Source organism: Rhizobium sp. BK313 (assembly GCF_014193655.1).
Lineage (GTDB): Bacteria > Pseudomonadota > Alphaproteobacteria > Rhizobiales > Rhizobiaceae > Rhizobium.
This window is the reverse complement of record NZ_JACHZQ010000001.1, coordinates 1,001,906-1,023,430: the sequence shown is the minus strand read 5'-3', so window position 1 is coordinate 1,023,430 and position 21,525 is coordinate 1,001,906. Positions and strand designations below refer to the sequence as shown.

The following is a 21,525-nucleotide window of genomic DNA, read 5'->3' as shown; positions in this document are numbered from 1 at the left end:
GCGTCCTTCTCGCAACCGATAGCCTCGATCCCTCTGGCATGGGCGAGCACATGCTCGCTTTAGGGCGTGCTTTAAGCGGGCGGTGGGATGTAACGATAGCGTTGATTTCGCAAGATAGTACGGGATTGTTGGCGCGTGCCGCACGTTACGGAATGGGCGTGAAGCTGGCTGAAAATAGCGACGAATTTCACGACTGGTTGTCAAGATCGGAGATCGATCTGTTGCACATCCACGCAGGAATTGCATGGGAGGGGCACGACTTGGCGGCGGGCGTAAGCGCTCGCACCATCCCTATCATCCGCACCGAGCATCTTCCTTATCTCCTCACCGACCCAGAACAGCAAGAACACTACCGACGTGAAACTGAAAGACTGGCGCATCACATCGTCGTTTCCGAGGCTTCGCGAAAAAGCTTTCGTAAGGCGCATGTGGCGCCGTCGCGTTTGACGGTCGTGCGCAACGGCATCTTTCCGCTTCTGCCTGCGAAGACGCCAGCCGCTTTGACGCAGGAACTGGGAATGGCCGGCCGAATTGTCCTGCTGACCGTCGCACGCTTCACGAAACAGAAAGATCAGGCGTCGCTGGTGCATGCCCTGCCGGGCATTTTAAAAGTTTATCCTTCTGTTGCCGTGCTTTTCATCGGATCCGGCCCGGAGGAAGAACCGGTCAAAGCCCTTGCGAGTGAATTGGGAGTAGGCTCTTATACCCACTTTCTGGGACACAGATCCGATGTCGCCGATATCATGGCGATCGCTGATCTTTTCATTCTTCCATCGCGCTTCGAAGGGCTTCCGCTGGTGGTTCTGGAGGCCATGTCGCTCGCTATTCCGGTGATTGCAACACGGATCGGCGGGACGGTAGAGGCCCTGGGTGAAGATCATCCCTATTTCGCCGAACCAGGAGTCTCAATGTCGCTGGCCACAGTCGTCAATCGGGCGCTTGGGAATCCGGAGCGTCTGGCGGCTATAGGCAAGGCCGGCCTCGAACGTTTCGAGCGCGACTTTTCCGTCCATCGAATGGCAGCAGAGACCGGAGCCGTCTACGAGCGATTCCTGATCCATCCGGCAGATCAAATGCGAGAGGACAATCCCATGGAAAAAACACGGCTGGGCTTCATCGGCGTCGGAGGTATCGCGCACCGGCACCTGGACATTCTGACCTGCTTCGACGATGTCGAACTTGTAGGATTCGCCGACCCCGATCGTGGCCGAGCCGACGAAGCGGCGATGCGCTTCGGCGCCAGATCATTCAGCCATCATCGCGAAATGCTGGACACGCAAAGGCTTGATGCTGTCTACATCTGCATCCCGCCGTTTGCCCATGGCGAGCCTGAGCGTGACCTTATAGAGCGCAGAATTCCTTTTTTCGTTGAAAAGCCCGTATCGCTGGACCTTTCATTAGCTGAAGAAATCTCTGCAGCCATATCGAATAGGAACCTCATCACGGGTGTCGGCTATCATTGGCGTTATCTCGATATCGTCGACGAGGTGCGGGGCCTGTTGGCGGCCAATCCTGCACAACTGCTGTCCGGATATTGGCTGGACTCGACACCGCCCCCCCGATGGTGGTGGAAAGAGGACAAATCCGGCGGCCAGATGGTGGAGCAGACGACGCATCTTCTCGATCTCGCGCGGTTCCTGGTCGGTGAAGTAACCGATGTTTACGGGCGCTCGGGGTACAAGGACAGACAAGGTTTTCCCGGACTCGACGTGCCGACCGTTACGACCGCAAGCCTCACCTTTGAAGCAGGAGTGGTCGCCAATTTCGCGTCGACGTGCCTTCTTGGCTGGAGCCACCGCGTCGGGCTGCACATCTTTGCTGATCAGCTTGCCATCGAGCTGACCGACCGTGAGCTTATGGTTGATGTCGGAAGGGGCCGGCCTGTGCGTCGTGCTGACGGGGACCCGGTGTGGCGTGAAGACCGCGATTTTATCGACGCCGTGCGCGGTAAAGAAAATCGAATCCGTTGCCCCTATGACGATGCACTTGCCACGCACCGGCTTGCCTTGGCGGTGGTATCTTCCGCTCGCAGTGGTCAACCCGTACACCTCGCCCGGCCAGAGATAAGCCGGCGGGAACTAGAGCCCTTGCTGATGCAGCCTCGGCCGGAAGCGGTTCAAGGGCTTGCGGTTGGCCATCGCCGGGTTCGCTCCCTCGGCATCGAGGCCCCGGGCCGGGCCGGTTTCTTCGAATATGAGGAAGGTCCACCAGCGGAGGGTCAGGTGCGGCTTGACACGCTGTATACTGGCTTATCCGCCGGAACCGAGCTGACATTCATGAAGAACACTAATCCTTATTTTCGATCCCGCTTCGATGGCGGGCGTGGCGTGTTCATCGATAACGAGCCCGACTTACACTATCCCGTTCCATTCCTTGGCTACATGGAGGTCGCAGAAGTCTCGGAGTCAAGGGCGCAGGGTTTCTCAAATGGGGCAGTGCTTGCCACGACCTACGCGCATAAGACCGGTCACACAGCGGACCCGTTCCACGATCTGCTTGTCGATTTACCGCCGGAGCTTGACCCGCTGCTTGGCGTCTTCGTCGCCCAGATGGGGCCAATCGCCGCCAACGGGATACTGCATGCCGATGCGGAAGCGTTCGGGACAAATGTCGCTACGCTAGGCGTGGGCGTTGCCGGCCGGCCGGTGATTGTCATCGGGGCCGGCACCGTGGGACTGATGACCGCCCTCTTTTCCCGATCGCTCGGCGCGTCGGAGGTCGTGATCACCGACCCCTCGGATTTCCGACGCAGCAAGGCGGACGCCATGGGGTTCACCGCGATGACGGAGGAGCAGGCCTGGCAGCATGCCAAGGCTTGCTGGCACGACGGCACGATGGGTCGCGGTGCGGACCTCGTATTCCAGACACGGGCCCATGCAGGTAGCCTGCACACAGCGCTCAAGGCCTTGCGTCCGCAGGGCACGGCGATCGACCTTGCCTTCTATCAGGGTGGCGCCGATGCATTACGGCTCGGCGAGGAATTTCATCACAATGGCCTTAGTATCCGCTGCGCGCAGATCAACCGTGTCCCACGAGGACTGGCGCCCCTCTGGGACCGCCGCCGACTTGCCCACGCCACTGTAGACCTCCTTTGCTCAGAAGGTAGAACGATCCGGGAGCACATGATCACCCACGTCGTCCCGTTGAACGAGGCTCCCGCTTTCCTAGTCGATCTGGTCGAGAAACGGCCGGAGTTTCTGCAGGTCGTATTCAAGGTCGGCGAATGACTGTTGAACCAACACCTATCCGAATCCTTTTCGTCTTCGCCTGGCTAGTCGTCGGGGGAGAAGAAACCGAGGTGCGGCTACTCGCCAAAAACCTGGACCGTCGGCGCTATCGTATCGATGTTGTCGCCTGCTTCAGGAGGCCCGGCATGCCGGATCAGACGCACGAGCAGCTCAGTTCCCTCGGGATCGACGTTGATACACTACCTTATGAACTCTCATTCGACGATACGGTTCGCTATCTTGCCTCCAAAATCCCCGGCTATGATGTGGTCATCTCCTGCCAGAACGTCGCGGATATCTATCCCGCTCTGGAGCGCCTCCACCTTCGCCCGCCCCTCATCGAACATGGCGGGCTGGTCTCCGAAGCGCTGGCGGGCCCCAAGCATTTTACAACACGCTACATCGGAGTATGCCGTTCAATTCGCGACGCTGCTGCATCACGGATGCCGGGGCGCGAGCATCATGCCCTGGAGATCCCGTCGATGGTCGATCTATCGGCGTACGATACTCTACAGCGGGGCCCCACCCGCGCAAGCCTCGGTATCGCCGAAGACGAGATTCTAATTGGTTGGGTCGGCCGGCTCGATCCCAAGAAGAATGTCGAAGACTTTATCGAAGCAGCCGCAATGGTGAAAGCCACCACGCAACACGCTCGTTTCGTGATTGTCGGTGGACACGATTCATTCCTGCCGGACTATGCGGTCAAGCTGAAAAGCCTTGCCGCCCGACGAGGAATTAGTGACGTGCTACAGTTCCTCGGCGACAGGAAGGATATCCCCGCGCTGATGGCGGCATTCGACATCTTTGCGTGGCTTTCGCGCGGCGAAGGCATGCCACATGTCATAGCAGAGGCTGGTGCAGCCGGCCTGCCCGTGATCGCCACGGCCGACAACGGCGCGATGGAGCAAATCGCTGACGGGGTATCTGGGTTGTTCGTTCCCTTTGGAAATCCTGCTATCGTCGCCGAGCAGATGCGCTCGCTGATCGAATCCCCTTCGCGTCGGCGGGCACTTGGCGCCTCGTTGCGGGGGAAGGTCGAAACGAGCTATTGCGTTGACGCGGTGTTACCACAATGGGAGCAGTTGCTAGATAGTGTCCTTCGCGAACACAGGGCATCCGGGCCCACCGGCCTGTTCCAATCCTTCCTGCAAGGCGGTTTCGAATGTTCGACCCATCAGCTAAGGTCGAACGAGGAAGAGACCCAAGGCCGTCGTCTCGACATGATAGCCGCTATCGGCCACGATCGTTATGCCGAGGAGGATTACCGCCAGCTTCAAAGTTTTGGAATCCGCACCGTGCGGGATGGTTTCCGATGGCACTTGATCGAGAAGTCCGGTGACTTTGACTGGTCGAGCGCTCGGCCGATGATCCGAGCAGCCGCAAATACGGCAACGCAGGTCATCTGGGACCTGCTGCATTATGGCTGGCCGGACGGACTAGACATCTGGTCGTCACGCTTTGTCGATCGCTTCGCCCGTTTCGCGTCTGCATGCGCTCGAATGGTGCGCGAGGAGTGCGATGACATTCCCTTTTATTGCCCTGTCAACGAGATCTCGTTTTTCTCCTGGGGCGGCGGCGACGCGGGTTATTTGAATCCTTTTGCCAACGGTCGAGGTTTTGAGCTCAAAGTGCAGCTTGCCCGTGCCGCGATCGCTGCTATGGAGGCTATCACTTCTGTGGACGCTCGTGCGCGCTTTGTTCATTGCGAACCCGTCATAAATGTCATTGCTGATCCTTCGCGTCCCGAACATCGGCGCGCTGCGGAAGGACACCTCCAGTCGCAGTTTCAAGCCTGGGACCTGATTGCGGGCCGGATGTGGCCCCAGATCGGAGGAAGCGAGCGCTATCTCGACATCCTTGGCGTGAATTATTATTTCAACAACCAGTGGATCCATGGAGAACGGCCGATTGATATTGGTCACCCACTCTACAAACCCCTCAGCAGAATTCTGGTCGAAACCTTCGCGCGATACGGCAAGCCGATACTAATAGCCGAGACAGGTATCGAGGACGAACGACGCGCGTCGTGGTTCGAATACGTAGCAGGGCAGGCCGCAATAGCAATGCAATCTGGTGTGCCACTTGAGGGATTGTGCCTATATCCAATCGTCAATCATCCTGGTTGGGACAATGATCGGGCTTGCGAAAACGGTCTCTTATCCGCCGATATCACACGCTCCGGGCGACGCGTTTATCAGCCACTAGCAGCCGCAATTCTAGATACGCGGATTGGGACGTTCCGTTCGGAAACATTTGGTTTTACCGGCTTAGGGCCCACGGTTGCCACCCATCAGACCCACACTGGTTTAACTCGGCGTGGGACCGGAAAGCTTGGCGATCAAAATTGACAATACATGGGCGTCGCCTGGCGCCGACGAAGACCTTCCCGAGCGACATGGGTATGCCTGCCATGGCAGGCAACGACACCGTTCGCAAGACTGAAGTCGAGGGTCGACGACCGCCAATCACAGTCGCAGTCCCACTCCGGCCAGAGCCAGAGTAAGGCATTCCATCGCGTCTAGGAACGAGCATAGCACGGGCCGGTTAAATCAGCCGGGCTTTCAAATCTGAAGCGACGCAGAGAATGTTCCCCATCGCGGAACATTCGGTACGAGCGAAGGTTAACGGGCAGTTTCAACGAGGAGAATATGATGGACCGCCGTACCCTCCTCGCTTCTGCCGCCGCCGAGATGCCAACGATGAGGCGAGAAAGACGACAACACTATTGCGACCGCCCAGCTAATGTAACTATCGGCGGTCTTCAAGGTGCGAGCGACGTCGGTACTGCTGCGGGCGGAACAGGCGTCCGCGCCGTCCTGGCGAATTGCGCGAGACGGAAGCGAACCTTAGGATGTCGGATCTCTAGGGACGGCCTGCTCAATTTGGTCGAACCTGCACTGCGACGGCTTCTTATCGGGCCGCCAACGCATCAGCATGGTGCCATGCCGAAATCGATGCCCGGTCACATGGTCGAACCTGACTTCGACGACGAGTTCAAGCTTTAATGGCTCCCACTCACCCGTCCGTTCGGTACTCCATCGGCTAGGACCGCCCGGCGCCTTGCCTGTAAATCCTGGGGGCCCGCGCAGGGCTTCAAGCTTCCTCGTGAGCACTTTGCGTTCGGCGTCCGAAATGGTCGAGGTGAAGCCCACGTGATCCAGCTCGCCCTCTTCGTTGTATAGCCCCAAGAGAAGGGATCCGACCTCTTTGGACTTGGTTGAATAACGAAAACCGCCGACCACGCAGTCGGCCGTCCGCAGACGCTTAACCTTCACCATGGCTCGAGTTCCGACTTCATACTTCCCGTCGAGGCGCTTGCAGACCACGCCATCCGTCCCGCCGTTGCCAGCCTCCAACAGCCACCGGCGGGCTTGTTCGATGTCAGTCGTGAAGGGCGACAGGACGAGTTCTGCCGGTTTCAGATGTGGGTTCATGACCCTTTCCAAAGAAGGGCGCCGGTTAGCCAATAGTTCGTCGACGTACGAGGTCCCATCCGGCGACAAAAGGAAGTCGAACAGGACAAGCTTGGCGGGTGTCGACGCGGAGAGTTTGCGAATTCGGCTCTCGGCAGGATGCAGCCGCATCTGCATGGCCTCGAATGAGAGCCTGCCCTCGAGTTCGATCACCAGTTCCCCGTCGACGACGAACCTTTCGAGTGGCAGACCTCTCAGCAAAGACAGGATCTCTGGAAAGTAGCGACCGAGCGGCTTTCCCGACTTCGCTCTGATATCGACGACGTCGCCCTCCTTAAAGGCCAGGCATCGAAATCCGTCCCATTTTGGCTCGAATTGCCAGCCCTCCTCGTTGGGGAGCTCGTCGGCGGATTTTGCCTCCATCGGCTCCAGGTCGAGTGGCAATCCAAACTCCTGAGCGTCGGAACTCTTCGCCATTGGCTATCCCTAAGCGGCTGACCGTTTCGAGGACTTGGCCAAAAGTTCGATCGCCTTTTCAAGCGAACGCTCGCTATCGAGATAGTCCTTCCAGGCGTCGGTCTTCTCAAGAAGAGCCGGCACTGTTCTGACGGTGAAGCGATTGGGATCGAGATCTGCCTTCACTTGCGGCCAGGTAAGCGGCATCGACACTGTGGCGCCTGGACGGGCTCGAGGCGACAACGGAGCAACAGCCGTGGCCATTCTGTCGTTTCGCAGGTAGTCAAGAAAGATGCGGCCGTTACGGAGCTTCTTGGCCATATTGACCAGATATTGGTCGGGGGCGTCCCTCGACATCTGCAGACAGACATCGTGCGCAAACGACTTTGCGACAGGCCATGTCATTTTGCTCTTCTTGTCCACGACCAATGGTGTCACGACATGAAGGCCCTTGCCTCCGGTCGTCTTGCAAAAGCTAACCAGTCCAAGAGCATCGAGACGATCCCGCATTTCCTTCGCGGCTTCCACGACGACGGAAAAGGGGACGTTGGTTCCGGGGTCGAGGTCGAATACGAGCCGACCCGGCATCTCGGGCTGGTCCGGCTCGCAGTTCCAAGGATGAAGCTCCAGCCCCGATATTTGGGCGACCGCCGCGAGCCCTTCTATACGGTCGATTTGAAGGTACGGCTTGCGGTCGCCGAAGACCGTCACCAGCTCCAGAAGGTTCGAGGTCCCAAGTCCGGCGTGACGCTGGAAGAACTGCTCGCCTCCAAGACCATCCGGCGCGCGAATAATAGAGCAAGGTCGGCCTTTGAGATGCGAAAGCATCCACGGACCGACGGCTTCGAAGTAAATCGCAAGGTCGAGCTTCGTCACAGGCTTGGCATCGCCTGCGTCCGGCCATAGCGTCTTGTCGGGGTGGGATATGAGGACGCCCATGACATTTGCCTTCGCGGACGATTTGCGACGGCTGGCCTTTGGGACTTCCTTCTCAGGCTCAGGCACTTGGACGTTTTCCGGTGCAGCCGGCATTTCCGCCTGGACCTCGCCTGCGGGCTTGTCTTCCCGCAAACCCTTGAAGGCAGCCTGTCTAACCTGGCCATCGGCAGTCCATCCTGCAAACTCGATTTCCGCCACAAGCTCGGGCTCGACCCAGAAGATGTCGCTACCTTTCTTTGGCGCGCCGATACCGGTGAAAGGCGAAAGGTTCGATTTCATGGCTCGAAGACGGGGCAGAAGCGTCTCGACCTTGCTTGCGGAATACCCCGTCCCCACACGTCCGACATAGACAAAGCTATCTCCACGGTTCACCCCTACCAGTAGAGAACGAAACTTGCCGTTGGTCGTCGCCCAGCCTCCGATGACGACCTCGTGCCCGGCCCTGCATTTGGACTTCGCCCAGCTATCGGTCCTGCCCGACTGGTACGGCGCATCCGCCCTCTTGGAAACGATCCCTTCAAGCGAGAGTCTGCACGCAGACTTGAGCACGGCGTCGCCACCTGTGTCAAAGTGATCGACAAATCGAAGGCGCTCATTCTTTCCCGCCTCCTTGAGAACTGCCTGGAGCCGGGCCTTTCGATCCACTAGAGGCTTGCCTCGCCAATCGATATCGCCTTCGAACAGGAGATCGAAGGCGAAGTAGACGAGGTCGGACGTCTTCCCTTCGGAAAGCGCTGCCTGCAGAGCGGCGAAGTCCGGTGCGCCGTGTTCATCGAGGGCACATATCTCACCGTCGATGATGACGTCCGGGAGCGCGGAGACCGCCTCCTCGATGGCTTGATATCGTGCGGTCCAATCGAGCCCCTTCCGGGTCTTGAGGGAGACCTTGCCGTCCGACACCCGCATCTGGATGCGATACCCGTCGAACTTGATCTCATGAATCCAGCCGGCCCCGGATGGTGGCCGTTCGCGGCTCTCGCACAACTGCGGAGGTACGAAGTCAGGGAGGTTGCTCGGCGCCTTCGGTTTCGTGCGCGAAGGTTTTTCGTCTTTCTCTTTTCCGACTTTCCGTCGATGCGAGGCAAGACCCGTGCTGCTGTCCCAGACGGCGTCCGCTTCGACGGCGCCGCCGGATGCCATAAAGGGCTTTGGGTTGCGGCCCTTTCCAGCGGCGATGTCCTCCATCGTGCGCCCGGACGCCACCGACGTGGCGTCGCCGAGAACCGCGGCACCGTTTCCATCGACGGCAAACTCGTCCCTATGCTTGATGAGTAACCAATTCCTACGCTCGCCGACGTCGCGATCATTCTTCATGCGGACAAGGACGAAGCTGCCATGAAGGCGTACTCCCTCGAGCGTGAACTTGAAGTCGCCTTTCTCGAGAGCCTGCTGGGGTGTCTTCTTGCCTTCGGGTTCCCAGTAGCCACGGTCCCAGAGCATTACGGTGCCGCCACCGTATTCACCCTTTGGGATCGTTCCCTCGAAGTCTCCGTAGTCCAGCGGATGGTCTTCAACTTCCACAGCAAGCCGCTTGTCTCGCGGATCCAGCGAAGGGCCGCGTGTTACCGCCCAAGACTTGAAGACTCCGTCAAGCTCCAGGCGCAGATCGTAGTGAAGCCGGGTGGCGTCATGCTTCTGGATGACGAAGCGCTGGCGGTTGGAAGGCTTAAGGCGGCCAGCGCCGCTCGGCTCCTGAGTGACCTTGAAATCGCGTTTCGATCTATATTTGGAGAGCGTGTCGTCCACCATGAATGCCTCGACCTTTTAAATTGCGGCAACGGAACTTGCTGGCGTTTCGGCCTTTGGACGAGCCGGGCGGTACGGCGGCGGGCTCTTGGTGGGAGACGAGCCTTCCCTATCTTCCATTAGGCCTTCTTGATAAGGGGTGGTTTCAGTCCCTCGGGCCATCACATCGTCGCTGGTCTAACCTGACCGCCCTCGCCTGCCTCAGATGTTCTTCGGGACGGATGAATCCGGACGCGCCATGCTGGCCATCTGGCCGACCCTCGCATTCCCTCATCGCATACGCTGCCCGCCTGATTGCTTCTTCGCAGACGTCGGTCATTTCATGCCCTCCCTCACACCCGAACTCGGTCGCGAGGCGAAGGTTCCCGACGGACACCGCGATCGCACCACTAAGGCGATCGAGGCCAGTCAAGCGGCTTCGATCGTTCAGGGCGATTCCGGTGTTCAAACGCTGAATGCCTGCCACCGGACATTCCAGCTTTCACCACGCGGATTTTTCCAAATGCTAGATGTTTGAATCAATGCGGTCCTCCCGATTGATGAATGTACGGTTTCGAACATGGAACAACGTGCGTTATCGGGCATTGGCCCACTTTAACGGGAGCTACGCGGTTGCAGGCATTATCGAGTTCTACCAGCATTGAGGAGGAAATTGTAACGCTCATACCAGCGCTTCGGTCATTCGCCTTCCGGTTCGTGCGGTCCAGCAGCGATGCCGACGATCTTGTGCAGGAGGCGATCTTCCGGGCGCTCGGTCACCTCGACCACTTCAGACCAGGTTCCTGCATGAAGTCATGGCTGTTCACGATCATGCGGAACGCGTATTGCAGTGCGTACAGGCGAAGAATTCGTGAAAGCTGCGGCGGGCTGGACGACGCAGTGACCTACGACGTGCCGGTATTGGCTGGACAGGATTGGGCGCTGCGCGCGGTGGACGTGGACGCAGCGCTTCGACGCCTCTCGGCCGGGGAGAGAAAGGCTATCCTTCTCGTTGCCAACGGTATTTCGTACGAGGACGCCGCGGTGGCCTGCCGATGCAAAGTCGGCACCATCAAGAGCCGCGTTTCGCGGGGACGGCTGCACTTGGCGGAAATGCTCGGCGATGCCGACCCCGTCGCCGCGATCTCGATCAACTAGGGATTATCAACGAGTGATGGGATACGGCTCGTATTGGGCCCGACGCCAATCATCGAAATAACTAGCGCCACTAGGAGCCTGCGCAATGCCCATCGCCAGAACCGAACTGCAACCTGACGGTTATTATTGGGCACGCCGCATAGAAAGCGACGAAATGGAGGTTGTGCAGGTTTCGACCGTGTTTGGGCGACATCCCGACTACCTCACAGTAGCCATCCTGAGTTCGGATCAGCACTACACCTTGGAAGAATTCGAATTCTACGCCGTGATCTCGCCTCCCGGCGCCGCGAACGACTAGGGATTTGAGGGCACTTGGAACACAAATTGCGGATGAGGATGCAGGTCGATAGAGTGGCAGCATTCGCGGACGGTACCGGTTCGCCCGATGTGACGAACGACTGCCCGGGACCCGCAGCTCGAATGTGTACCCGGAAAACGTGAATTGCTTAGGGTCCGCACCGAACCGGAGATCAAAATTCTTGACGAAGACGACTGATTTCATCGCCGAGCTTGTCCGGGCCGCGAACGAAGTCGAGAAGCTGGGACCGTCAGAGAAGCGCCGGCTCCTGGAGCGCGGATTGTCGATGGCTCGAGCACTGCGGGAGCTGATCCTGAAGACGGGCAAGGTTGCACCGATCAACGTGGCTGTCGACCACGCGATCTCGGGCGTCGCCGAAAATATCGAGGAGATATCCAATTTGACAGTTTCGAGGAGCCTGCTGGCGCTCGCTGAGGAGATCAGGCGGCTACGAATACTGAATAATTCCTAGAGGGCCGGGAAACGCGGCGAGAGTGGCCGCCCCTGTTCACCGGATTCAGGCCCTTGTCGCGGAACTTCTCGTACATCGGGTGGGTCTTCAAGGGATGCTGGATGGTGATGACGAATCTCGGATCGATCCCACCTGCTTCTAACTTCTCCGTTAGGGTCCTCGTGTACTTTTAGACGTGGGTCTGGCCCATCTTCGACGTCAGCCCTTATTCATCGCCGCGCCGATCGTTGTCGACCATGCCGACATAGACGCCGGGGATAAAGACTGTGCCCCCTTGCGGCAGTTCATGATACCCTCACGGAGCACATGAACGCGGTCAGTGGAGAGATAGACGGCGGCTTTCGCCTTGTCGAGAAGAGGATGATCCCCGATGAACTTTCGCCGACGATCGACATTTCCTCCCAAGCGGATGTCCAGAGCGCGCGACATCCTCAGAAATCAACAAAAAGGTGCCGTTCTGTGACCAGCGGTTTCGGCGGGCATTCGAAAGCCCATGTCTTGATGCACGAGACGGAAGAGTTATCACGATGATCATCCGCATCGCCCAGGCGATCGTTTGACCACACAAGGTCACCCTTTCCATGCCACAGACGCGGGCGGCCGCGGCACGATTGGGACGCTGTTCACTGCAAGGCCTGCGGAGAAACCCTCAACTCCTTAGCAGCGGCGGGTTTTGATCTGACGTCTTCCTGCTTAGATATCCGACAATATTCCTTGTATGATTGTCAGTATTGAAAATCGGCACTGATCTGCCACATTTCCGTTCATGGGGACCACTCAAGGACTTGGAACTGGGACCCCGATTGCTCACCGAAAGGGCCTCGCAGAGCAAAGTTGTCGGAAGCTGTATTGTTTGGGTTACGGGCTTGGAACAAAGCGTCCGATTGCCGGTTCTGAGCGGAGGAATATCGCCATGGTCAGACAACTGTGGGATCACCCAGTCACGATCGAAACCGTGAAGCTCGGACACTACGTCATGATCAACAGCACTGAACGCGCGGCAGAATTCTTGCTGAACGAATGGCCAGATACCGTCGAGGGCAAAGCCTATGTCGCTGCAGCTCAAGTTCTTGTCAAAGTCCATGAAGGCCGAGCGACCATCGGTGAAGCTCGTGAAGCTTTTATCGCTGCGGCTCGTGAGGCAGGGGTATTTATTTACGAGGAGTGAGGTCATGCTCTCCGAGGCAGGCAGGCGTGAACGCGTTTGACGCCAGAGCCGCATAGAGCTTCAGGTTTGATTGTCGATCCGGACTCCAATGATCTCGCGCTCAAGAAGCTTCCCCAGTGGCCGCGGCTTCGGGAATCGTCTCCCGATAAATCTCAATCAACGGCGCCTGACCGCGCTCAAGCCGATCCAGCCGCTCAATGTGAGAACTTTGCCGGAGGGCTGCTTGTGGGACATCTGCAAGAGCGATGTTTGGACTTGAATGCAGGAGAACCCAGTTCTGGCAGAACTCCTACTTAGCGAAGGCGCAGGTAGCGCCCTTCTACTTCCTTCCGAAAGCCAGCCGTCAAATCCAGTCGATTCGGGCAATCCTCGCCAGACGTGTAGAAGCGGATTTCGTACTCGAGTCCCAGGTCCTCGAGCTCAAGCTGAGAGCCCATAGCCTCCATAATCTCACTCGGCTACAGGCCGTTTAAGGCAGCCGTCGAAGTTCAGCCATTCGGCCGAATTACGACTTTCACGCAGCCATCTTCCTTATCGCGGAAGGTCCTGTAAGCAGCGGGCCCTGCTTCAAATCCGATGCGATGGGTGGTCAGGAAGGACGGGTCGATCTTGCCTTCGATGATGAGGTTCATCAGTGGTTCGAGTTAGCGCTGCACGTGCGTCTGCCTGGTCTTCAGCGTGAGCCCCTTGCCGACGAAGGCACCAAGCGGCACCGGGACCGCTGGACCAATAAAGACGCCCGGAAGCGAGACAGTCGCGCCCGGACGGCATGCGAGGATTGCCTGGTTTAGAACGCATGGCCGTTCCGTTGAGGTAAGCTTGGACTGCACGGATTGCATGCCCCTGCCCGTGCCGTGGCTCTCCATTCCGACGGCTTCGATGACAGCGTCGGGACCGTTTCCGCCGGTCATCTCGACGATCCGCTTCTGCGGGCCTAGTCGGTGTAGTCGAGCATCTCGGCGCCCGTCTGCTGAGCCAGCGCCAGCCGCTCCTGCACCGTGTCGATGGCGATCACTCGTTCTGCGCCGAGAAGGAAGGCGGACTTTATCGCGAACAGGCCGACCGGATCGCAACCGAACACCGCAATAGCTTGTCCCAGCCGGATGTCGCAATTCTCCGCCGCCATGTAACCGGTCGGAAAGATATCGCTCAAGAACAGGACCTGCTCGTCGCTGAGACCGTCGAACCTTGATCGGTCCGACGTCGGCGAAAGGCACGCGCAGGTACTGGGCCTGTCCACCTGGGAAGCGGCCGTACATGTCGGAATACCCGAACAGGCTGCAGTCGGATACCCGATCTGCTCGGCCTGCTTGGCGCCAGAAGGATTCGACCGTTGGCACAATGAAAAAAGGCTGCGCTGGCACATGGAGCATTCGCCGCAGGAAATCGTAAACGGTACGACTACGCGGTCGCCGATCCTAAGCTGGGAATTTCCGCGGCCGACTTCGACGACCTCTCCCATGGTTTCATGGCCCATCACGTCGCCGGCATGCATGCCCGGACCGCCGTAGAGATGCAGGTCAGACCCGCAAATGGCGCAGCTCGTCACTTTGATGATCGCGTCGCGACGTCCTGAATGATCGTCCACTTCCTCACATCGAATGTCGCCGCTTCCGTGCCAGGTCAATGCCTCATGGTCGATCTCCTCTGCGCGTTCTCGTTTTGGATGAGTCGATTGCCGTTGCGGAGGTCAAGGCTGTCCACCGCCGCCGGCCGCGCCATAGACTTGACCCGTCGCATAGCTCGCCGTCGGGTCTGCAAGCTGGACGTAGATCGACGCCAGCTCGGCCGGTTGGCCGGGACGACCCATCGGCGTCTTGCCACCGAACTGTTCGAGCTTCTCCATGGTCGCGCCGCCCGCCACCTGCAGCGGTGTCCAGATCGGACCGGGTGCCACGCCATTGACGCGGATGCCCTTCGGGCCGAGCTGCTTTGCCATGGATTTGGTGAAGCTCATGCCGGCAGCTTTGGTCATCGCGTAATCGACCAGATCCCCGGAAGGATCGTACGCCTGCTCGGACGTAGTGATAATGATGGCCGAGCCCGGCTGCAAATGCTTGAGTGCCGCCTTGGTCAGCCAGAACATCGCGTAGATATTCGTCTTCATCGTCGCGTCGAAGCCTTCCGTGGTGATGTCAGAAAGCGCTCCGGCCTGCTGCTGGCGGCCAGCATTGCTCACGAAGATATCGAGACCGCCCAGGGCCTTCGCGGCGTCTTCCACTAGCTTCTCACAAAATGCCTCGTTGCGGAGGTCGCCTGGAAGTGCCACACCCTTGCGGCCTTCCTTCTCGATCAACGCGATGACTTCCTTCGCGTCCGGTTCCTCGTCAGGAAGATAGTTGATGGCGACGTCGGCGCCTTCGCGGGCGTAGGCGATCGCTGCGGCACGTCCCATGCCGGAATCAGCGCCCGTGATGAGAGCTTTGCGACCCGCCAGGCGACCGGAACCCTTATACGAGATCTCGCCGTGATCTGGCTTTGGGTTCATCCGGGTTGCAAGACCGGGGAACGGTTGCTTCTGCTTCTCGAAGGGGGGCTTTGGGTGTTTCGTGGTCGGGTCTTGCATGGCAATCATTCCTCTAACTTGGTCCTTGAAAACGCGGGGAACGCGGATGCGACCAGTCTCGCTGATCGTCATCCGTCTTTGCTCCCGTTCGTCGTTGAGACGAGACAAACCTCGGTGGGCGCTACTTGTTCCACCGCCAGCGCTTTCGAGCGGAACCAACTGATCGCATCGCCGTCGTTGATGCCGCAAACTACGCCGATCTTTACTTGGCTCATTTGACGGTTAACGTCCGGATATCCCACGGCTGGCAGACCAATAAAGTCGACGGCAATTCCCAAGGCATGCACTTGTGCACGCAGAATATCCCCAAGTTCCCCATAGCCGCATACCCCGACCAATTCGAGTGTAGTTCGCGAGATCGTTTGCCGCGAACTGGCCGAAAAGGTCGCGTGCCAGACATGGAGAACCGGTCAATGTCGGTCGACCTAGTCGCAGCAAACTTTGCGGACTTACGTGTTTCCGAGGTGTCACCTTTGAATCATTCGCGATCAGGCCACGTTTCATCCTGCTCGGCATCGGCGTCTCTGAAAGTGACCGCTAGCAGGAGCGAAATATGTCCTGGAACATTCGGATGAAGCGGGAGTTGGGACCGCATTCACAGATCCGTAAAAAAACTCCGGAGGCTTGTACAATGTCCCAACCATCCATCTCCCGCCTGCCTGGTGATACTCCGTATGCGGTCAACCCGGCCGACCCGCGTCTTACGGCGACCATCAACAAGATATCCTGGGGTGCGGTGTTTGCCGGCGTCGTTCTCGCCCTCGCCGCCCAGTTCCTGCTCAATCTTCTCGGCGTCGGGATTGGCGCTGCGGTTCTCGACCCTGCCACATCGGACAATCCTACAGCGACCAGTTTCTCCATCGTCGGCGGCCTCTGGTTTGTCGTTTCCGGCATCGTCGCGTCGTTTATCGGCGCCTACGCGGCGAGCCGGCTTTCCGGCCGTCCTAGTAAGTCCACAGGCGGTTTCCACGGCATCACCTCCTGGGCTGTCACCACTCTGGTCATACTCTACCTCTTGACGACCTCGGTTGGCGCACTCGTCGGCGGCGCTTTCAGCGGCCTTTCGAGCGTGGTCGCCGGCGTCGGCAAGACGGCAGCAACCGTGGCGACCACCGCAGCGCCTGCGATTGCCGCGGCAACCGATCCGATGGCCGATATCGAACGGCAAATCCGCGAGGCCAGCGGTGGCACCGACCCGCAAGCCCTTCAAACGGCGGCAGTCACGGCGATGAAAGCCGTAGCGACCGGCGACCGAAGCAAGGTCGAGGACGCCAAGGCCCGTGCCGCCGACGCTCTGGCAAAGGCGCAAAATATCCCTGTCGACGAGGCGCGCGCGAAGATCGATGAATACGAGTCCAACTACAGGGCATCCATCGATCAGGCAAAGCAACAGGCTTTGGAGGCGGCACAGACCACGACGGAGGTGGTTTCCAGAGGCGCTCTGATCGGCTTTCTCGCACTCGTTCTCGGCCTGATTGCAGCTTGGTTCGGCGGTGTGGCTGGCACGAAGCCAAGCCCCCTCCTCGAAGAATATAACCGCGACCGGAACCCATAGTCATCTCAACACAATGAACACTGACATGCATAACTAAAACCTCAGCGATCTCCTTTATGAGACCCACAAGGACATCTACTTCGCTGAGAAGCAGATACTGGGATACTGGCGGCCCTGCCCAAGATGATGGAAGCCGCACATTCATCTGAGGAAGCATTCGAAACCCGTCGCGGCCAGACCGAAGATCACGTAACGGGCCTGGAAAAGGCCTTCGCCAGCAGGCCGGGGCGGCCGATAGCGCTATTTTAATTCAAGTTATTGTGTATAGAAGTTGTCATATTTGCACAGTATTTAACAACCGCCGGACGTGCCCGCGACCGGCTGCTTTACACCTCAGCCCCTATTTCTCGCAGAATAGGGGCTTTTTTCATTGGTGCATGCATTCTCCCGGTAATGATCGGGTAGGCCCGCCGCAAAGGGGCGAGTAGCGACGGGCCAGGGCATCATTATGCGATACCCCTGTGGCATCCCGGCCACATGCATATCGAACCTGGGTAATGGGGAAAAGTTCCAGCGCATTTGGGAATCGCGCGACTGACGGTGCGCTGATGGGGGACAGAGTGAGGCTAGGAGTTTGATCCAGACTGTCCTAATTATAAGCTTATTATCTAATAGGCACACCAATGGATATTTCAAAAAGAACCCCGCCTGAACGACCTGAACGGCGGGGTAGAAGTGAGTGTCTCTGAAAGGATTGTAGCGAGGCCTAATACAAAGATCAAGTTGTGCGTGGGCCCCTCGTGGGGGACGTTCCAACCGGACGGATCCTCCCGTTGCCAGACAATTTCTTACAGTTTTTCAAAAGGTAGCTCCCGCATCCAAGATAGGATTTTTGGCGGACCGTATTCGCGCAGGTAAGTGCTGCCTTCGCGACCCCAGGCAACAGCATCATCGTGTAGGTCGGCGATCACTCGGGCCTCGTCTATGGCCTCATGGACAGATTCGATTTGCCGCTCGAAGACCGGAACAATCCGAGCCGTGTCCAAGGCATCCTGCCCCCCACCATCAGCATCGAACAACCTGTTGAGGAACTGACCATCGACGGCGCAAGGATGGTTTTTCAAAACACGCCAGGCACCGAGGCGCCAGCGGAGATGAACACCTGGTTCCCGGACTTCAAGGCATTCTGGGCGGCGGAAAACATCGTCAAAGCCTGCACAATGTTCTTACGCTACGAGGGGCGCCGGTGCGGGATGCCCTAGCTTGGTCGCAATACATCAACGTTGCGCTATACCGGTTCGGCAATCAGGCGGATGTGATGTTCGCATCCCATAGCTGGCCGCGTTGGGGAAAAGAGCGGATTGCCGAAGTGATGCGTGGATAACGCGTATGCGAATTTGAACAACCAGGTTCTGCACTTGGCAAACACGGGCGTCACTATCAACCAGATCCACAACGTCTACGAGCCACCCACGAGTCTGCAGGAACAATGGTACGCCGTGGCTATCACGGCTCCTACCTGCACAATAGCCGGGCCGTGATTCAGCGCTACCTCGGATTCGGGGATCTGAACCCTGCGACATTGGTCCCGCTGTCGCCGGAAAGAGTCTGCACCGCTTTACGTGGAAATGATGGGCGGCGCCTCCAAAGGTGATGGCGAAAGGCCGTGATCTCTATGCCGAGGGCAACTATCGGCTTGCCACCGAAAATCTGAACAAGCTGGTCTATGCTGAACCGGACAATCAGGACGCAAAAGATCTGCTCGCCGACACCTACGAGCAGATGGGCTACCAGTTCGAAAGCCCCAGTCTCCGTAACAGCTTCTTGGCCGGCGCCAAGGAACTGCGTGACGGCGTCATCGTGGTGAAGCTGCAAAGGCGGGCAGTCCCGACTTTGTGCGCGGCACCAGCATCGAGCTTTTTCTCAACTATCTCGGCATCCAGATGGACAGCCGTAAGGCGGAGGGCATGCATTTCAAGATCAATCTTGTCACGCCGGATAATGGCGAGAAGTTCGTTGTCGAGATGAGCAACGCCACGCTGACCACCATCGCCGGCTATCAAGCTGACGACGCCGATCTGACGATTGCCATCGACCGCCGCGAACTCGAGGATGTGATGATCGGCACTGCGAAGCTGTCAGACAAGGTGAATGCCGGGAAGGCAAAAATGGAAGGCAATCCGCAGGTGCTTGCTCAGCTTGGCTCGACAATGACCACGTTTGACAACTGGTTCGAGGTTTTGCCGGGCACGAGGAGGCACGAGGCACTCCCAAAGGCTGAGCTCTTACAGGACGACGCGACCTACTACGAGGGCCCCTAGGAAGGTCTGGTCCCAAAATGCGCTGCTGACTGGGGCAGATGGGCAAAATAAAAGCCCGTCACCCAGGGAGCGCGTGACGGGCTACCGCGGAGGCGACGCCACGGAACGAACTAAAGGGTTCGATAAAGTTCGAACCGCAGGCTTGCTAGTATGTTCCCACCGCTCGCAAGAAAATCAGGACTCCTCTCGGATCGCCTCAATGATGGCTTCGACTTCGCCCGTCGTGATGAGCGCGAGCATGTGATTATCGGCCGGATCGACAAGAGCCGCCGCCCCTTCGCGCTCACTCCATCCGGTCGCCAACGCACGCGCGGCGACCTGGACAAGTGCGGACTGCAACGCAAATTGGCACGCGATGCGCCGGTCTGGATGATCATCAGAAACGGAAGGCGGCGGAATATGGCTCTTAGCTAAAGTCTCGTAAGATCGACAAAGCCGTCAAGGCTAATTCGGTTTGGGAACAAACCTGGGTCAGCCTGTTTCAGCACAATGGCAAGATATTTCTTTCACATCCGTAACACTGGCGCCTGCGAAAAAGACGACGAGGGTTTCGAACTACCTGGCATCGAGGCGGTGAAAAATCTTCGCATGGCAGTACGCAAATTGGTCATGCATATGGCGACGCACGGCGAGCCGATAGTTGGGTTATCCTTTGAGGTCGCCGACGAAAAGGGCGACATCGTGCTGGTGTTGCCATTTGAATCTTTCCTTGATTGATCAGCGAAGCCGCTCCTTTGAGAGGCTTAATTCTTCGGAACGACCTCAAGTGCTTGCTGCATCATCGTGGCGAAGCTCGCAAAGCTTTCCAGCGCATAAGCCGCGCGCTGAGCGTCCTCCTTGTTCGTAACTAGTGCTGCCGCGTCCTTCAAATCGTTCCCAACGAGTTGCATGACGCCGTTGACGAAAAGGTGAGGATCGCCGGTAACAATGCCAACGCGGGCCAGCAGTTGGGCAATGAGCAATTCCTGCACCGAGCACCTCGCGTCTATATCTCGAACACGGTCAGTGAGCTCATCGATTTTTTTGGTCATGATTTTCGCCCCCAATATCACTCTCGATGTGGGTCATCAGCCTGTCATAATAATCTTCAACCTTCGACGCAGCTTCGCTAGCGGTTCGCTCATATCCCTGTGGAGGTTGCAGGCGGGGTTCGAGGCCGAGCCCTGGCTCATTCCATAGCCACATCCCTTCGTGCAGCCCCTCTCTCAACAGGGCCGATCGGAATGTCGCCGTCCCAACCACATAGATCGGTCTGGCGTGTCTGACGGCCGTCTTGAGGCTGCAATGTCAGCAGCCACGTGTACCGAAATATACGTCGGACGCCTTCATCGAAGGGAAGATGTGTTTCCGATTCGGTCATCTCATTCTCCAAAACGCACGTCATGTTCGCCACGTCGGGGATTAGCGGCTTTTGCATTGTGCGATAAGCACAGCCGCACACTTCAAACGGCGGGCCAGAGGCTTATGTTCCTGCTGCCCTTTAAACGTTTGCTTATTCTTACAGTTTTCCGAGAGGTAGCTCCCCCATCCAAAACAAGACTTTTGGGGGAATGTATTCGCGCAGGTAGGTGCTGCCTTCACCCAGGCAATAACGCCGTCACGTCGGGCGTCGATCTTCAGGGCCTCGTCCATGGCCCCGTGGACGGACTCGATTTGCTACTTCCCGCTCGTGCCGACAAGTCACTACGGCAATGTAAAATCCGTCTTTGCTTGCATGTTTCTCTTACCGCTGAGCAGGCGCCGTCGCAGGCGGTGTTGCGGTTGTTGGCGGCTGTATCGAGGTAGTCTCCGTGCAAGGCCAAAAGCTCCACGCCAGTGCGGTGATCACAACTACAGCCAAGATAACTATCCAGGGCGCCTAGGTACGGATAGGTGAAGCAGGTCTAGGGTCACGCGTCGGTCTATTGAAATCATCGTTCATGGTCTCCTCCACATCCTTCATCGAAAGCTGCGCTCGAGTTCCTTAATCACCAGTGGCCCGAACGGGAAGCTCTGCTATTGGGCCGCAAAACGGGGCTGCCTTCTCCCACTGCGCGTCACAACGAGCGTGGATGTTGCACGGCAAGCGTTCGTTGATGCCGCTGCCTATGCGAAGATATTGGCATAAAGCGACCACCCTACCGCGGCAAGGTCCGTTTGGCCCGTCGCACCCCACGCGACGGGCCTGGCTGCGTAGTCAATGGGAATGGCCGACGCAGCCGCGAGGTCCGGCGCCCCCGGCATCTCGCAAGCCCTCGAACTCCGCTTTTCAAGATTTGTTCCTGGCGAAAAATAGAAAGTGACCCGC

Annotated in this window: 17 protein-coding genes and 4 pseudogenes; 15 read left to right on the top strand and 6 right to left on the bottom strand. The window is 58.2% G+C overall.

Annotation, left to right across the window (positions count from 1 at the left end):
* Nucleotides 1-38 precede the first annotated feature (38 nt).
* Entirely contained in the window at nucleotides 39-3,227 is a 3,189-nt protein-coding gene (locus FHT86_RS04850) for a glycosyltransferase (protein ID WP_133705760.1), read from the top strand.
* Nucleotides 3,224-5,575 carry a glycosyltransferase family 4 protein gene (locus FHT86_RS04845; RefSeq protein ID WP_133705759.1) on the top strand — a complete coding sequence of 784 codons (2,352 nt, stop codon included), beginning with the start codon at nucleotides 3,224-3,226 and terminating at the stop codon, nucleotides 5,573-5,575. The genes FHT86_RS04850 and FHT86_RS04845 overlap by 4 nt, the downstream gene beginning before the upstream one ends.
* A gap of 498 nt (nucleotides 5,576-6,073) precedes the next feature.
* Here the strand turns inward: FHT86_RS04845 and FHT86_RS04840 are convergent, their stop codons facing one another.
* Together FHT86_RS04840 and ligD are read right to left on the bottom strand one after the other, a co-directional pair.
* On the bottom strand, nucleotides 6,074-7,117 hold the full coding sequence (locus FHT86_RS04840; protein WP_133705758.1) for an ATP-dependent DNA ligase: 1,044 nt from the start codon (nucleotides 7,115-7,117) through the stop codon (nucleotides 6,074-6,076).
* A 9-nt stretch (nucleotides 7,118-7,126) separates the two neighbouring features.
* Nucleotides 7,127-9,784: a DNA ligase D gene (gene ligD, locus FHT86_RS04835; RefSeq protein ID WP_133705757.1), complete on the bottom strand. Its 2,658-nt coding sequence runs from the start codon at nucleotides 9,782-9,784 to the stop codon at nucleotides 7,127-7,129.
* A gap of 235 nt (nucleotides 9,785-10,019) precedes the next feature.
* On the opposite strand from ligD, the gene FHT86_RS04830 reads away from it, so the two are divergent.
* The 6 genes and pseudogenes from FHT86_RS04830 (at nucleotide 10,020) to FHT86_RS04805 (ending at nucleotide 12,856) form a co-directional block, all read left to right on the top strand.
* Nucleotides 10,020-10,298 carry a hypothetical protein gene (locus FHT86_RS04830; RefSeq protein WP_133705756.1) on the top strand — a complete coding sequence of 93 codons (279 nt, stop codon included), beginning with the start codon at nucleotides 10,020-10,022 and terminating at the stop codon, nucleotides 10,296-10,298.
* 95 nt (nucleotides 10,299-10,393) lie between these two features.
* A complete protein-coding gene (locus FHT86_RS04825; RefSeq protein WP_246779392.1) occupies nucleotides 10,394-10,918 on the top strand; it encodes a sigma-70 family RNA polymerase sigma factor in 525 nt (174 codons plus the stop codon).
* 85 nt (nucleotides 10,919-11,003) lie between these two features.
* Nucleotides 11,004-11,216 (top strand): hypothetical protein, encoded by a 213-nt coding sequence (locus FHT86_RS04820; RefSeq protein ID WP_133705754.1) that lies wholly within the window; start codon nucleotides 11,004-11,006, stop codon nucleotides 11,214-11,216.
* A gap of 181 nt (nucleotides 11,217-11,397) precedes the next feature.
* On the top strand, nucleotides 11,398-11,688 hold the full coding sequence (locus tag FHT86_RS04815; RefSeq protein WP_133705753.1) for a hypothetical protein: 291 nt from the start codon (nucleotides 11,398-11,400) through the stop codon (nucleotides 11,686-11,688).
* Nucleotides 11,689-12,224: 536 nt separating this feature from the next.
* A pseudogene (locus FHT86_RS37835) lies at nucleotides 12,225-12,342 on the top strand (ion transporter); the annotation flags it as partial.
* 259 nt (nucleotides 12,343-12,601) lie between these two features.
* Nucleotides 12,602-12,856 carry a DUF982 domain-containing protein gene (locus FHT86_RS04805; protein ID WP_133705752.1) on the top strand — a complete coding sequence of 85 codons (255 nt, stop codon included), beginning with the start codon at nucleotides 12,602-12,604 and terminating at the stop codon, nucleotides 12,854-12,856.
* Nucleotides 12,857-13,344: 488 nt separating this feature from the next.
* Here FHT86_RS04805 and FHT86_RS04800 read toward each other — a convergent pair.
* From FHT86_RS04800 to FHT86_RS04790, 3 genes and pseudogenes are all read right to left on the bottom strand, one after another.
* Nucleotides 13,345-14,498: pseudogene (locus FHT86_RS04800) on the bottom strand (zinc-dependent alcohol dehydrogenase).
* A 48-nt stretch (nucleotides 14,499-14,546) separates the two neighbouring features.
* Nucleotides 14,547-15,431 carry an SDR family oxidoreductase gene (locus tag FHT86_RS04795; protein ID WP_133707077.1) on the bottom strand — a complete coding sequence of 295 codons (885 nt, stop codon included), beginning with the start codon at nucleotides 15,429-15,431 and terminating at the stop codon, nucleotides 14,547-14,549.
* 59 nt (nucleotides 15,432-15,490) lie between these two features.
* Nucleotides 15,491-15,700, bottom strand: a complete 210-nt coding sequence (locus FHT86_RS04790; RefSeq protein WP_133705751.1) for a hypothetical protein — start codon at nucleotides 15,698-15,700, stop codon at nucleotides 15,491-15,493.
* A 353-nt stretch (nucleotides 15,701-16,053) separates the two neighbouring features.
* Between FHT86_RS04790 and FHT86_RS04785 the strand changes: the two genes are divergently transcribed.
* The 7 genes and pseudogenes from FHT86_RS04785 (at nucleotide 16,054) to FHT86_RS04770 (ending at nucleotide 19,955) form a co-directional block, all read left to right on the top strand.
* Nucleotides 16,054-16,977 carry a PhnA-like protein gene (locus tag FHT86_RS04785; protein ID WP_133705750.1) on the top strand — a complete coding sequence of 308 codons (924 nt, stop codon included), beginning with the start codon at nucleotides 16,054-16,056 and terminating at the stop codon, nucleotides 16,975-16,977.
* A gap of 932 nt (nucleotides 16,978-17,909) precedes the next feature.
* Nucleotides 17,910-18,179, top strand: a complete 270-nt coding sequence (locus FHT86_RS37830; protein WP_246779391.1) for a hypothetical protein — start codon at nucleotides 17,910-17,912, stop codon at nucleotides 18,177-18,179.
* Between the two features lie 227 nt (nucleotides 18,180-18,406).
* Nucleotides 18,407-18,571, top strand: a complete 165-nt coding sequence (locus tag FHT86_RS38400) for an alkyl sulfatase dimerization domain-containing protein (protein ID WP_281413634.1) — start codon at nucleotides 18,407-18,409, stop codon at nucleotides 18,569-18,571.
* Nucleotides 18,571-18,711 (top strand): annotated as a pseudogene (locus FHT86_RS38395) (alkyl sulfatase dimerization domain-containing protein); the annotation flags it as partial. The gene FHT86_RS38400 and the pseudogene FHT86_RS38395, both read left to right, overlap by 1 nt.
* A 95-nt stretch (nucleotides 18,712-18,806) precedes the next feature.
* Nucleotides 18,807-19,238, top strand: a pseudogene (locus FHT86_RS37825) (alkyl sulfatase C-terminal domain-containing protein); the annotation flags it as partial.
* A gap of 150 nt (nucleotides 19,239-19,388) precedes the next feature.
* Nucleotides 19,389-19,652: a hypothetical protein gene (locus tag FHT86_RS04775; protein WP_133705749.1), complete on the top strand. Its 264-nt coding sequence runs from the start codon at nucleotides 19,389-19,391 to the stop codon at nucleotides 19,650-19,652.
* Between the two features lie 75 nt (nucleotides 19,653-19,727).
* Nucleotides 19,728-19,955 (top strand): DUF6894 family protein, encoded by a 228-nt coding sequence (locus tag FHT86_RS04770; protein WP_133705748.1) that lies wholly within the window; start codon nucleotides 19,728-19,730, stop codon nucleotides 19,953-19,955.
* A gap of 26 nt (nucleotides 19,956-19,981) precedes the next feature.
* Here the strand turns inward: FHT86_RS04770 and FHT86_RS04765 are convergent, their stop codons facing one another.
* Nucleotides 19,982-20,269, bottom strand: a complete 288-nt coding sequence (locus FHT86_RS04765) for a hypothetical protein (protein ID WP_133705747.1) — start codon at nucleotides 20,267-20,269, stop codon at nucleotides 19,982-19,984.
* Nucleotides 20,270-21,525: the final 1,256 nt, after the last annotated feature.